The sequence below is a fragment of the Streptomyces sp. NPDC020801 genome, from assembly GCF_044334385.1.
Classification (GTDB): domain Bacteria; phylum Actinomycetota; class Actinomycetes; order Streptomycetales; family Streptomycetaceae; genus Streptomyces.
In genome coordinates this window covers 150,535-163,028 of the sequence record NZ_JBIRST010000019.1, presented here as the reverse complement: position 1 = coordinate 163,028, position 12,494 = coordinate 150,535, and the positions used below count along the sequence as shown (strand labels likewise).

Genomic DNA, 12,494 nt, shown 5'->3' with positions numbered 1-12,494 from the left:
CCGCCTTCTACGGCTACGCCGACGGACGCGCCGCCATGTTCACCTTCAAGGCCGACGGCGACGGCGGCTTCAAGGCCCCCGTCAAGTCCTGGAACGTCCCCGCCAACAACTGGTGGGGCGACAACGTCCAGGTGACCTCCGGTGACTTCAACGGCGACGGCCACGACGACGTCGCCGCCGTCTACAGCTACGCCGACGGCAAGGTAGCCCTGTTCACCTTCGCGAGCGACACACAGGGCAACTTCAAGGACCCCATCAAGTCCTGGAACGTCCCCACCGGCCAGTGGTACACCGACCACGCCCAGTTCGCCGGCGGCAAGTTCGACGCAAGCGGACGGGACAGCATCGCCGCCTTCTACGGCTACAGCGACGGCAGCGCCGCGATGTTCACCTTCCCCACCGACACCAAGGCCGACTTCGGCGCCCCGGTCAAGTCCTGGAACGTCGGCCTCAACCAGTGGTGGGGCGACAACGTCAAGCTCGCCTGACCGGTGATCACCATGAAAGGACATTCCATGCCCGCGTCACGGGCCGAGAACGGCCTGTCCGGCCACGCTCCGTACGCTGCCAGGAGGCGGCGAGCGAGACTCGCCGCGCTGGTGGCCACCTCCCTGCTCGGCGCCGCCGCCTCCCTGACCGCCGCACAACAGCCGGCAGCGGCCGCATCCGTGAGCACCTGGGAGAAGGTGGCCGCCTGCGAGAGCGGCGGGAACTGGAGCATCAGCACCGGCAACGGATACTACGGTGGCCTGCAGTTCTCCCTGTCGACCTGGAAGGCCTACGGGGGCGACGAGTTCGCGTCCTACCCGAACCAGGCGACCGAGAAGGAGCAGATACTCGTCGGTGAGCGCGTCCTCGCCGGCCAGGGTGAGGGCGCGTGGCCGGTGTGCGGTCCGCGCGCCGGGCTCGGCGACGACCACGCGGACCCGTATCCGACCGAGCAGCCGACGGTCTTCCGCAACGACGTGGCGACGCGCGTCCACGGCGATTTCAACGGCGACGGTCACGACGATGTCGCCGCGTTCTACGGCTACCACGACGGCAGCACGGCCCTTTTCACCTTCAAGGGCGACGGAAGGGGCGGCTTCTCGGCACCCGAGAAGTCCTGGAACGTCCCCTCGGGCCAGTGGACCTTCAGGAATGCGAAGTTCGTCGCGGGTGACTTCAATGGCGACGGCCGCAGCGACCTCGCCGCCTTCTACGGCTACGCCGACGGCTCGTCCGCCATGTTCACCTTCCTGGCCAACCCGGACGGCGGATTCTCCGCACCGGTGAAGTCCTGGACGGCGGGTCCCGGCCAGTGGGTCTTCAACCATGTCCAGCTCGCCTCCGGCAAGTTCGACAACAGCGGCCGCGACTCGGTAGCGGCCCTGTACGGCTACTCCGACGGCAGCGCCGCGACCTTCACCTTCAAAACCGACCCCAAGGGCACCTTCCAGGCCCCGGTCAAGTCCTGGTCGGTGGGCGCCAACCAGTGGTGGGGAAGCAGCTCGCAGCTGGTGTCCGGTGACTTCGACGGCGACGGCACCACCGACCTGGCCGCCTTCTACGGCTACGCCGACGGACGCGCCGCCATGTTCACCTTCAAGGCCGACGGCGACGGCGGCTTCAAGGCCCCCGTCAAGTCCTGGAACGTCGGGCCCAACCAGTGGTGGAGGGGCAATGTGCAGGTGACGGCTGGCGACTTCGACGGCGACGGCCACGACGACGTCGCCGCCGTCTACAGCTACGCCGACGGCAAGGTAGCCCTGTTCACCTTCGCGAGCGACACACAGGGCAACTTCAAGGACCCCATCAAGTCCTGGAACGTCCCCACCGGCCAGTGGTACACCGACCACGCCCAGTTCGCCGGCGGCAAGTTCGACGCAAGCGGACGGGACAGCATCGCCGCCTTCTACGGCTACAGCGACGGCAGCGCCTCGATGTTCACCTTCCCCACCGACACCAAGGCCGACTTCGGCGCCCCGGTCAAGTCCTGGAACGTCGGCCCCAACCAGTGGTGGGGCGACAACGTCAAGCTCGCCTGACGGCCGGTGGTGCCCGGCGCCCCCGCCGCCCGCCCCGCGACCTGGTCCGGTGCGCGGCGGGGGTCCCGCCACCCAGGGGGGTCTCCTCGTGACACAGGGAGCGCCCCCGGGCCCCGGATCTTTCGAATGACCAGATCGGACTCACTGGAAAGGCAGGACCTGCCGTGCACGACTGCCGGCACACCGGACCGGGCATCTCCCGCCGCGCGCTCCTCCTGGGCGGAGCCGTCACGGCGACCCTCGCCCTCGGCATTCCCGCCTACGCCTCGATGAAGGACGCCTCGGGGCGCGGCTCCACCTCTCCGGACAACTACATCGAGGTCCAACTCCTCAGCATCACCGACCTGCACGGCAATCTGCGCACCCCAACCAACGACGACGGCCTGCTGCCGGACGACGACGGCAACAAGACGGTGCGCGTGGGCGGTGCCGCCTACGTGGCGGGTCACGCGGCCCGGCTGAGGTCCGGGCAGAAGAACTCCATATTCTTCTCGATCGGCGACAACTTCTGTGGCAGCGAGCCGACCGACAACAAGATGCTCTCCGACGAGGGCCCCGCCGAAGTCCTCAACAACCTCGGCCTGAGGTTCTCCACCCTCGGCAATCACGAACTCGACTACGGCACCGACTACTTCCTCTCCCACATGGTGCAGGGAAAGCCTGCCGGGACCCCGGGCCGCGACTCGTCGTTCACCGACTCGACGGGCAACCCGTACGGGGGCCTGAAGGTCCCGTACTACTCCGCCAACATGGTCCGCAAGGACACCGGCGCCACGATCCTGCCGCCGTACAACGTCGAGCATGTGACCGGCCCGGACGGCACCTCGTATCCCATCGGCTTCATCCACCTCACGCTCCAGCACACGCCCACCGGGTCCAGTTCCTACAACCCGGACCTCGTCGGCCTGGACGTCGTCGAGACGGCCAACAAGTACGCCAAGACGCTGAAGGACCAGGGCGTCAACGCACTGGTGCTGTGCATCCACGACGGGGCGATGCAGCAGAACAATGCCACGGCACCCATCAACAGTGGGACGGCGGTGGACGGTCCCGCGCTCGACCTCGCGAAGAAGGCGGACCCCGACATCTGTGCCGTCATCACCGGGCACTGGCACTGGTGGTTCAACGCCATGGTTCCCGACCCCAAGGGCGTGCCGCGTCCCTTCGTCGAAGCGGGCCACGCCGGGCAGATCATCAACGAGATCAACCTCCACATCGACCCGGCGACGGGCAAGGTCGTGCGCGAACTCACCACGTCGACGAACCACGCCGTCACCCTGGACGTGACCCCCGACCCGGCCGTCCAGCGCATCGTCGACTACTGGACCGAGCAGGGAAAGAAGCGCTACGCGACCGTCGCCGGCAAGGTGACCGGCGACTTCACCCGCACCCCCGACGCCGCCGGCGAGTCGACCCTGGGCAACCTTGGCGCGGACCTGATGCTCTGGTCCGCGAACCGGCACCCCGGCGGGGCCGCGGACTTCGGTCTGGTCACCGCGTCACCGCGTACGGGCTCGAACGCCTTCGACGGCACCTTGCGCTACGCGAAGGGCGACAACCCGGCCGACGCGGACGGCGTGCTCCTCTACGGAGAGGCGTATGCCAACCTCGGCTACGAGAACCCCGTCCTGACCGTCTCCCTGACCGGCGAGCAGATCCGCCAGGCCCTGGAACAGCAGTGGCAGGACGCGGACGGCGCCATGGCGCCCCTGTCCTTCTCGGCGAATGTGAAGGCAGCCTTCGACGTGGGCAAGCCGGTCGGTCGACGCGTGAACCCCGACGCCTTCCTCATCAACGGCGCACCCCTGGATCCGGCGAAGACCTACCGCGTCGCCGGGCTCGGCTACACCCTGATCGGCGCCGACGGCTACCCCGCCCTCGCGGGCTTCACCAACCCCTTCCGCAACGGGCGGGACCACGAGGAGTTCATCGCCTATCTCCGTGCCATGTCCCCCCTCAGTCCCTCCAAGCTGAACCGGGTGACGCTCGTCGGCGGTGCCGCCGTCTGCCCGGCGTCGTGAAGGCGGGGCTGGTCCTCCGCCGGTGCGCGAGCCGGTGTGTGCCATCGGGACGCGCCCTCATGGGACAGCTCGAAGTCGGAGTCGGCGATGCCGCTGCCGTCCAGGCGCACCGGTGCGGCGACGGGGCGTGGCCGCTGGCGATGACGGTGTGCTCGCCGTCCCGTCGAGGTCGGTGAACCCGTAGGCGCCGTCGGGGCCGGTGAGCGCTGTGCCGACCACGTTCCCGGCCGGGGCCGGCAGGGCGGCCTTGGCGTCGCCGAGCGGCCGACCGGTGTCGGTGCTCAGGCACGTTCTGCGTCGTGAAGCGAGGGGGCGTAGGAGACGCCGACGATCAAGCCATCGTCCGTGAGAAGCCGGGTCACCGTCTGTCCCCACGGCTCGGTACGCGCCGGGTGCAGCAGTTCGAAGCCCGCGCGCTCAAGCTCGCCGCCGGCCGCTGCGACAGCGTCTGCATCCTCCACCTCGAACTCGATCGATGCCTGGGGGACAACCCGGTCGGCCGGCCACGTCGGCGTGCCGAAGCACGCTTCGGCTGCCTGCGAGAGCGGCCACATACCGAAGTGCTTGCTGCCCGGAATGCTCTCGCTGGAGTAGTAGCCGTCGTCTTCGCCCTCCAGCGGGAGGCCGAGGGCGTCAATGAACAGTTTGCGGCTCTGCGGCGGGTCAGCGGCGACGACCGCCGTACTCGCGATGAAGAGTACGTTCATGTGACGCAGCGTACGGCCCGCGGTTCCCGGGAGGCGGAGACACCAGCGGCCCGGACGTGTCCTGGTCCTGCAGCAGCTTCACCGGCCTCGGATCCGTGCGCTTCGGGGGTGACCGTGACTGTCACGCCGCGTACGCGTCCGTGACGCGCCCAAACAGCGAACGGGGCGCGGCTGTCAGTGGTGTGGGCCGTCTACACCGGTCTCGTCCGTCGGCTGTGTCAGCTGGGCGAAGTCCTGCAACAGTGTGAGGAAGCGGTGCACGAGACCGTGCGGTTCGCTGCGCAGATAGCAGGTCAGTTCGCGAAAGCGCCTGGGCCGGCACGGCAGAATGGCGGCATCCAGGCCCGCGGGCACCGCGTTGTCCGGAAGGAGGGCGGGCCCTACCCCGGCCGCGGCCAGCCGCGCTGCCGCGTCGACTTGCCAGGTGCGTACCGCCGGCGTCGGCCGGAACCCCTCGCTCGAGCAGTAGCCGCCGATCAGGTCGTTGAGGCCGTGCCCCTGTCCGAAGAGGACCCAGCCCTGGTCCGCCAAGGTGCGCAGCTCGATGGAACTGGCCCGTGTCCCTGGGCTTTCGCTCAACAGGGGGTGGCTGTTGGGGAGGACCACCACGAACTCCTCGTATCCCAGCGACAGGATTGGGCCGTCCCACGCCCGGGGCCGCGGGCCGACGGCCAGGTCGCCCAGGCCGTTGCGCACCTGTTCCTCCATCAGATCGCGATGGCTGAACTCCTCGAGCCGGATCGGGCACTGTGCGTGCTGGTCGTGCCAGGTCCGGATGACGTCCGGCAGAACACCGGCCGCGACCGAGGAGACGGTGGCGATGTGCAGCTCCGCTGATTCGCCACTGACCGCCGCCCGCGCAGAACGGTAGGCGCGCTCCGCACCGCGCAGCGTGGCGAGCGCTTCCGGCAGGAAGGCGCGACCGGCCGGTGTGAGCTGCATACCCCGCGGCAGCCTTTCGAACAAGGCACCCCCCACCCGCCGCTCAAGCGCCTTGAGCTGCTGGGACAGGGACGGCTGGGCAACGGAGAGCCGCGCTGCCGCCCGGCTGAGAGAGCCCTCCTCGGCCACCGCCACGAAGTACTCAAATTGCCTCAGGCTCATACCTCGACGTTACATATAGATATTGCCTATGTAAATCCTTAGGAAGGAAGTCTTAGACTTACGGTGCCGAACGGGCCATTCTCGGGACATGGGCAACCATCACAGCACTGAAAGCGCGGCCTGCGACGTCGCGCACGACAGGCCTTCCGACGGCGAGGTCGCGCACGCGCATCTCAACCGGCAGGTCGGCACCGGCCTCCTGTTCGAGAACAGCGCTGTCCGCGTCTGGGAGGTCCACCTCGAGCCCGGCGCCCGGGCGCCGCTGCACTGCCACGCCCTGAATTACTTCTGGACCTGCACCGAGCCCGGAATAGCCCTGCAGTGGCAGCTCACCGGGAGTGGATGGCGGCGGCAGCGCCGCTCCTACTGCGTCGGTGACACACAGTTCTTCGCCTACGGCGATGGGTCGCCGGTCATACACGACCTGTACAACGACGGCGACACCACGCTCCGCTTCGTCACCGTCGAGCTGCTCGGCCCCGCGGCACAGCCCGCCTCAACCACTACCTCGCCAGGGGGTGCGTCATGACCATGCGCCTGTCCATGCACAACTGGATGCGCCCGGAACCGCTGGAGGTCACCGTCCCCCGGCTCGCCCGTTGCGGCTACGACGCCATCGAGATCTCCGCCGACCCCCGCGGCACCGATCTCGCGGCGACCGCACGACTGCTCGAAGAGCACCGGATCTCCTGCGCAGGCGGCCTCGCGCTGTTCATGGGCGGCCGCGACCTGGTCCACGAAGACTCGTTCATTCGGCAGGCCGGCTTCACCTACCTGATCGAGACCATCGACTTCGTCGCAGCGCTCGGCGGCACCTTCGTCACCGTGCCCTGCACGGTCGGCAAGCTGGTGCCGATGGCCGACGCGCAGCTGGAGTGGGACTGGTACGTCTCCGCCCTGCGGGAGGCGCAGAAACATGCCGACGGCCACGGCATCCGGCTCGCCATCGAGCCGCTGACCCGGTACGAGACCTATCTCATCAACCGGGCCGACCAGGCATTGCGCCTGGCCGACGAGGTGAGCGAGACGTGCGGCATCTGTCTGGACATCTTCCACATGAACATCGAGGAAGCCGACTGGAGAGCCGCCATCCGCAGCTGCGCCGGCCGGCTGGTGAACTTCCATGTCGCCGAGAACAACCGGCTACCGCCCGGATCCGGAGCGATCGACTGGACGGCACTGCTGCGCGAACTGCTCGCGGCGGGCTACGACGGCCACCTGTCCGTTGAATTCATGCCCGCCCTCGACCGCACGCCTCTATCCCAGAGGCAGATCACCGACGCCGCCGATGGATCCCTCAGCCAGGGCATGATCAAGTGGCTGCGCGACCACGCCTCCGGCGTGCTTCCCGAAGATCTCTACGAGGCCTACACCGCCCAGTCGGCCGACGTCCTGCGCCATCACCTCATCCAGGTGGGCGCAGGCGCCTGAACCGGCTCCCGCCACGTCCGCCGGGGCAGCCGGCCTCCCCTCCGCGCCCCGGCGGATCCCCCACATCCTCCGTTCACCCCTCCATCCCCGACACGGAGCCCGCCATGACCGCGCTCAGTCGCTCCCCCAGATCCGCGGCCACCACGGCCGTTCCATTCGATGTTCGACGGCTGTTCGTCGGAAGCTGCATTGCCCTCGCCGCTACTGGCATGACGTTCTCCGTACGCGGCGACATCATGGGCGCGCTGGGGCAGCACTTCTCCCTCAACCACTACCAGCTCGGCCTCATCGCCGGTGCGGCTTTCTACGGCTACGTCGGCGCCATCCTGGGCGGCGGCCTCCTGGTGGACGCCTTGGGTGCCAGGAAGATCCTCACTCTCGCCTTCATCGCTCAGCTTGCCGGACTGGTCCTCACCATCACCGCCCCCGGCTTCAACATGCTGTTCGCCGGAACACTCGTGGTCGGCCTGGGTAACGGACTGATCGAAGCCGCAGCCAACCCCCTCGTCGCCTCCCTCTACCCACGGGAGAAGACACGGCGCCTCAACGCCTTCCACGCGTGGTTCGCCGGCGGTCTGATCGTGGGCGGATTCGTCGGCTACGGATTCACCCTTGCGGGCCTGGACTGGCGCATGAAACTCGCCGCAATCATCCTCTCGGTCCTCGTCTACGGCGTGGTCCTGCTTCCTCTCCGCTTCCCTCCCAGCGAACGGGTTGCTGCCGCGGTAAGCAGCCGGGAGATGTTCCGCACCGCGGCCCGGCCCATCTTCCTGGTACTGCTGGCCTGCATGTTCCTCACCGCATCCACCGAACTGGCCCCCAACCAGTGGATGCCCGACACGCTCGGGCAACTCGCGGGCGCCTCCGGGATTCTCGTCCTCACGTTCGTCAACGGCATCATGTTCGCCGCCCGTATCCTCGGCAGCCGCTTGCTGGGCAACGCCGGCCCGATTGCCGTCCTGGCCGCATCCTCGGTACTCGCCGCCGCCGGACTCCAACTGCTCGCCCACGCCCACAGCGCTCTGGCCTCGTACGCGGCTGCAGCCATCTTCGCGCTCGGCATCAGCCGGTACTGGCCCACCATGCTCGGCGCCGTGGCTGAACGCTGCCCCAAGGGAGGCTCCTTCGTCCTGGCCCTCATGGGATCCGGAGGCATGCTCGCCACCGCGATCGCCCTCCCCTGGATGGGACACATGATCGACACTCGCGGCGCGGCGTACGCCTTTGCCACCGTCAGCATCCTCCCCGCTCTCTGCGTCGTGGCCTTCACCGCCATATGGCTGTACGACCGGAGAACGGGCTTGGAGACCGTCGAAACCCTCACGGCCGAGACCCGTCCGGCCTGACCCGCGTCCGCCGGCTGGTGCCCTCCCCGCGACGTGAACGGGCAGGGCACCAGTCACCGGAACTCCCGCCCTCCCACCCCAACGGTGACCCCCATGACTCCGACACCGCCGCCCCGAGAACCCTGCCATCCGGGTGCGCTTCCGCCACTCTCACGGCGCATCCACCTGAGGGGCCACCCGGTCCCCGGCCGCCGCGCTCGCACCGCTGTCCACCAGATGACCCACTGTCTCGGCGTCTCCGCATCCGCTGGTTCCGACGACCACGACAACACGGACACCGCAGCCCTCATCGCCACCGAACTCGTCACCAACGCCTGGCGACACGCCGGCGGTGCCCTCGAAATGCGTCTCATCTGGGACGGCCGTACGCTCACAGTGGAAGTCGACGACACCAGCAGCGCGTCGCCCGCTGTCCTCGCGCCCAACCGACGTGGCGCGCACGGCGGATACGGCCTCGCTCTCGTCAACTCCCTCGTCGAGGCCTGGGGAACATATCGCCGCCCGACCGGCAAAACCGTCTGGGCGAGATGCGCCCTCATAACCCGCACCTGACCCGCGCCGTCTCCCTCCGTACTCCGTGAGCCCGGAGGGAGACGGCATGCCGGCATGCCGCAGACCGGCAGAGCATCCGCCGACTTCCCGTGACTGCGCCCTGCCTGGCTGGAGTTCCCCTGACGGCCTGACCACGCGGGGACCTGGTCACCGTCGTTCCTGCGGCGGGCGCCGGGCCGTCCGGTCGGTGGTGCGCAGGCGCCTGCCGACATGTGCGGGCATCAGGGGCGCGTGGTCGCCGAGAATCTCCAGGAACGAGGCGGTCACCGGGTCCGGGCTGGTACGGGTGTACCCGGTCAGTTGTCGGCGCAGAGGTGGGTCGGGGCGCAGGAACGCCCCGCCGAAGTGCAGCGGGATGGTGTTGGCCGGCACGAGCGTGGGGCCCAGCCCGGCGGCGGCGTACCCGATGGCCGAGGGGGCCTGTTCGGTGCGCACCGCAACACGGGGCCGGAACCCGGCCGTCACGCACGCCTGTTCGAGGATGTCGGAGAGTCCGCTGTCGGGCGTGAAGTGCACCCATTCCCGCTCCGCGAGGTCGGAGAGCCGAACGTCCGGGGCATGGTCCGAGGCCGCCACGGGGTCATCCGCGTGGGTGACGACGAGAAACTCCTCGGTGCCGATGTGGCGGGCGGTGCCCTCCCAGTTGTCCGGCAGCGGGCCCACGGCGACGTCGGCCCGACCGGCGGCCATGGCCTGCGCCAACTCGTCGCCCCGACGGTGCTCGAACAGCCGGATTCGTACCCCGGGATGCGTGTGCCGCCACAGGCCCAGGACCGTGGGCAGCACACCCGAACTGACCGAGTAGAGCGTCGCCAGGTGCAGTTCGCCGGTGGACACGCCGGCGGCCCGGCGGGCGGCGGCGGTGGCCCGGCCGGCCTCGGCCAGGGCGGCCCGGGCGTGCGGCAGCATCGAGCGCCCGGCCGGCGTGGGCCGCACTCCGCGCGGCAGCCGCTCCAGCAGCGGCCCGCCGACCTCGCGTTCCAGGGCCTGGAACTGATGGGAAAGCCCGGGCTGGGTGACGTTGAGACTTTCGGCGGCCCGAGTGAACGACCCCTCGTCCACGATGGCCACCAGATACTCCAGCTGTCGCAGTGTCGCCATGCACTCAGCATATGGAAAGGATGCTGAGGATTCATTGTACTTATGGTGCGTGAAAGGCGCATCGTGAGGACATGCCGAGGAACTGACGGCCCGAAGGGGTCGGACGGTCCGGGCGCTCGGCGAAACGTGCCGGAGAACCGCAGCTCACAGCCACAGCCAAGGAGCCATCATGTCGCGCCCCTCCTTCCAGCCGACCATCACCGTGGGCAACATCGCCCTGTCCTTCCACCGGGCCGTGGCAGCGGTCACACGTCGCGTCCTGGAGGCCCACGGTCACCGGGTGAACAGCGTCGAGGCCCCGCACGAGCAGCTGTTCCGGCTCCAGGAAGACGGCGACATCGACGTACTGGTATCAGCGTGGCTGCCTTCGAGCCACGACACGTATCTCTCCCGTTACCGGGACCGGGTGCGTGTGCTGACACCTCATTACCAGCCGTACTGCGTGTGGGCGGTGCCGCCCTGCATGCCCGTCGAGAACGTGCGGGAGGTCGCCGACCTGGCACGCCCCGAGGTGGCCGAAAGGACGACGACGGCCATCGACGGCATCAACCCGGGAGCCGGCATCAGCCGCTTCTCGGCCCGAATGGTGGACGAATACGGGCTGGCCCGGGTGGGTTACACCTTCAACCCCGGCACCGAGTCCGGCTTCATCTCCCGCGTGGAGCGCGGTCTCGCGACGGGCGAATGGTTCGTCATACCGCTGTGGCGCCCGCACTACCTCAACCGCCTCTACGGCCTGCGCCCCTTGGTGGACCCCAAAGGCCTGCTGGGAACGGTGGACAACGCCAGCCCGATCATCAGCCTCGCCGCCCTGGACCGCATCCACCCCCACGCAGTTGCCAGGTTGGACCAGCTACGCCTGAGCAACGAAGGCGTCGAGGAGATCGACGCCCTGATCAACGTGGACCGCCTCACCCCCTTGCAGGCCGCCGACCGTTACCTCGCCGACTCCGGCCTTGCGCTGCCCTCCTGACCGGCGCCGCGACGACACATACGACACATCGGCACATACGGCCTTTACTGCTCAACCATCGATACGGAAATCGGAGTTCCCCCCATGGGCGACACCACGATGCACGCCGTCGGCCACCGCAAGAGACTCCCGATCAGCAACGCTCAGAGCCTGGTCGACCTGAAGCTCCGCGTCCCCGAACCGCGACCCAGGACCTGCCGGTGAAGGTCAGGGCCGTCAGGGCCGTCGCGGTCAATCCCGTCGTCTACAAGGTCCGGCAGAGCACGGACCCTGATGGCGAGGCCAAGGTGCCCTTCGAGTCGGCGGTCAGGCGCTGGCGTCCCGGAGTCCGACCGCGTCGTGCTGCCAAAACAGCTCCGAGTACACCAGCGTCCCCGTCATCCACGACTCGTGCGCCGGCAGGCTGAGCACCTGGAAGGCCGCATCGGGAATGCGCAGGGACGGCTTACGGAAGCCCCGTTCTGCGCCGGGCACGAACCCGAAGCGCGCGTAGTAGGCCGGGTCGCCTTCAAGGAAGACGAGCGGAACCGCCCGCCGGGCGACGATCTCAAGACCACCGCGGACCAACGCTGAGCCCACGCCTCGTCGCTGGTGACCGGGCATCACGGCCAGCGGGCTGAGCACCTGCACGTCCACCAGGCGCCGTGGGGCATCGAGCAGGCTGCGGGTGAACATGACATGTCCCACCACCCGCCCGGCCTGCTCAGCGACCAGCGACAGCCCGCAGGAAGCGGTCAAGGTGTCGCGCAAGCCATCCGCCAGCTCCGCCACGACACAACCGTGATCACCGAACGCCTCCAGATGAAGACTGCGCACCGCTTCCCTGTCACCGGCCCGCTCTTCACGAATATCCATGACTGCGAGGGTAGAAAGGCCCCGCCTGCACTGCGAGTGGATAAGGAACAGGATGAAAGGCTCTGCGACCCTGCCTGCCGAGTTGGGGGCGATGAGGTCATTCCCACCGCATTCTGCGGCGCGGGCGCACGGGTTGACGTGCTCCCCGGCCTGAAGTCCAGGGGTTCTGGCCTGGGTCGTCCGGCTCTTCCGGGATTCCTTCTTCAACGCGCCGTGCCGGGACGTTCGTCCTGGTCTTACCGGCGCTCCACGAGGCGTTTGGCGTCTCCGCGGACCATCCCGCGTCGTGCACGGACCCTTTCAGCCCTGCCGCTTGCCCTTGAGGCTGTCGAAGAAAACTGATGTCCACGGCCGCGACGTTAGCCGTGCCCCCGTTA

General features: G+C 68.6%; 11 protein-coding genes and 1 pseudogene. 8 read left to right on the top strand and 4 right to left on the bottom strand.

Annotated features, from left to right (window positions below):
• The 3 genes and pseudogenes from ACH4UM_RS31785 to ACH4UM_RS31775 form a co-directional block, all read left to right on the top strand.
• Positions 1-488: pseudogene (locus tag ACH4UM_RS31785) on the top strand (VCBS repeat-containing protein); the annotation flags it as partial.
• A gap of 27 nt (positions 489-515) precedes the next feature.
• The gene (locus ACH4UM_RS31780; RefSeq protein ID WP_398186835.1) at positions 516-2,027 is read left to right on the top strand and encodes a transglycosylase family protein; all 1,512 of its coding nucleotides are present in this window, start codon (positions 516-518) and stop codon (positions 2,025-2,027) included.
• A 164-nt stretch (positions 2,028-2,191) separates the two neighbouring features.
• The gene (locus ACH4UM_RS31775; protein WP_398186833.1) at positions 2,192-4,048 is read left to right on the top strand and encodes a bifunctional metallophosphatase/5'-nucleotidase; all 1,857 of its coding nucleotides are present in this window, start codon (positions 2,192-2,194) and stop codon (positions 4,046-4,048) included.
• A gap of 281 nt (positions 4,049-4,329) precedes the next feature.
• Here ACH4UM_RS31775 and ACH4UM_RS31770 read toward each other — a convergent pair whose 3' ends face one another.
• Together ACH4UM_RS31770 and ACH4UM_RS31765 are read right to left on the bottom strand one after the other, a co-directional pair.
• Complete coding sequence (locus ACH4UM_RS31770) at positions 4,330-4,755, bottom strand: VOC family protein (RefSeq protein ID WP_398186830.1); 426 nt, start codon at positions 4,753-4,755, stop codon at positions 4,330-4,332.
• 174 nt (positions 4,756-4,929) lie between these two features.
• The gene (locus ACH4UM_RS31765) at positions 4,930-5,859 is read right to left on the bottom strand and encodes a LysR substrate-binding domain-containing protein (protein ID WP_398186828.1); all 930 of its coding nucleotides are present in this window, start codon (positions 5,857-5,859) and stop codon (positions 4,930-4,932) included.
• Between the two features lie 88 nt (positions 5,860-5,947).
• On the opposite strand from ACH4UM_RS31765, the gene ACH4UM_RS31760 reads away from it, so the two are divergent.
• From ACH4UM_RS31760 to ACH4UM_RS31745, 4 genes are all read left to right on the top strand, one after another.
• Complete coding sequence (locus tag ACH4UM_RS31760; RefSeq protein WP_398186825.1) at positions 5,948-6,388, top strand: hypothetical protein; 441 nt, start codon at positions 5,948-5,950, stop codon at positions 6,386-6,388.
• Positions 6,385-7,290, top strand: a complete 906-nt coding sequence (locus ACH4UM_RS31755; RefSeq protein WP_398186822.1) for a sugar phosphate isomerase/epimerase family protein — start codon at positions 6,385-6,387, stop codon at positions 7,288-7,290. The genes ACH4UM_RS31760 and ACH4UM_RS31755 overlap by 4 nt, the downstream gene beginning before the upstream one ends.
• A gap of 104 nt (positions 7,291-7,394) precedes the next feature.
• Positions 7,395-8,636 carry an MFS transporter gene (locus ACH4UM_RS31750; RefSeq protein WP_398186820.1) on the top strand — a complete coding sequence of 414 codons (1,242 nt, stop codon included), beginning with the start codon at positions 7,395-7,397 and terminating at the stop codon, positions 8,634-8,636.
• Positions 8,637-8,852: 216 nt separating this feature from the next.
• The gene (locus ACH4UM_RS31745; RefSeq protein WP_398186817.1) at positions 8,853-9,188 is read left to right on the top strand and encodes an ATP-binding protein; all 336 of its coding nucleotides are present in this window, start codon (positions 8,853-8,855) and stop codon (positions 9,186-9,188) included.
• Between the two features lie 147 nt (positions 9,189-9,335).
• Here the strand turns inward: ACH4UM_RS31745 and ACH4UM_RS31740 are convergent, their stop codons facing one another.
• The gene (locus tag ACH4UM_RS31740) at positions 9,336-10,289 is read right to left on the bottom strand and encodes a LysR family transcriptional regulator (RefSeq protein WP_398186814.1); all 954 of its coding nucleotides are present in this window, start codon (positions 10,287-10,289) and stop codon (positions 9,336-9,338) included.
• A 169-nt stretch (positions 10,290-10,458) separates the two neighbouring features.
• Between ACH4UM_RS31740 and ACH4UM_RS31735 the strand changes: the two genes are divergently transcribed.
• Complete coding sequence (locus tag ACH4UM_RS31735) at positions 10,459-11,262, top strand: glycine betaine ABC transporter substrate-binding protein (RefSeq protein WP_398186811.1); 804 nt, start codon at positions 10,459-10,461, stop codon at positions 11,260-11,262.
• A 306-nt stretch (positions 11,263-11,568) separates the two neighbouring features.
• Here ACH4UM_RS31735 and ACH4UM_RS31730 read toward each other — a convergent pair whose 3' ends face one another.
• On the bottom strand, positions 11,569-12,117 hold the full coding sequence (locus tag ACH4UM_RS31730) for a GNAT family N-acetyltransferase (RefSeq protein WP_398186808.1): 549 nt from the start codon (positions 12,115-12,117) through the stop codon (positions 11,569-11,571).
• Positions 12,118-12,494 lie beyond the last annotated feature (377 nt).